Genomic DNA, 584 nt, shown 5'->3' with positions numbered 1-584 from the left:
TCGGTTCAGCGGCGGACGGGTGAGTAACACGTGGGCAACCTGCCCTGCAGATCGGGATAACTCCGGGAAACCGGTGCTAATACCGAATAGTTTGCGGCCTCTCCTGAGGCTGCACGGAAAGACGGTTTCGGCTGTCACTGCAGGATGGGCCCGCGGCGCATTAGCTAGTTGGTGGGGTAATGGCCCACCAAGGCGACGATGCGTAGCCGACCTGAGAGGGTGATCGGCCACACTGGGACTGAGACACGGCCCAGACTCCTACGGGAGGCAGCAGTAGGGAATCTTCCGCAATGGACGAAAGTCTGACGGAGCAACGCCGCGTGAGTGACGAAGGTTTTCGGATCGTAAAACTCTGTTGTGAGGGAAGAACACGTGCCACTTAACTACTGGCACTTTGACGGTACCTCACCAGAAAGCCACGGCTAACTACGTGCCAGCAGCCGCGGTAATACGTAGGTGGCAAGCGTTGTCCGGAATTATTGGGCGTAAAGCGCGCGCAGGCGGTCCTTTAAGTCTGATGTGAAAGCCCACGGCTCAACCGTGGAGGGTCATTGGAAACTGGAGGACTTGAGTGCAGAAGAGGA

The 584-nt window shown here is 57.7% G+C and carries 1 rRNA gene; it reads left to right on the top strand.

What is annotated here, in order from left to right:
- Positions 1-584, top strand: a 16S ribosomal RNA gene (locus K8U60_RS18945); the annotation flags it as partial.

The sequence above is a fragment of the Planococcus circulans genome, from assembly GCF_020023385.1.
Lineage (GTDB): Bacteria > Bacillota > Bacilli > Bacillales_A > Planococcaceae > Planococcus.
This window is presented reverse-complemented; position numbering and strand designations above follow the sequence as displayed.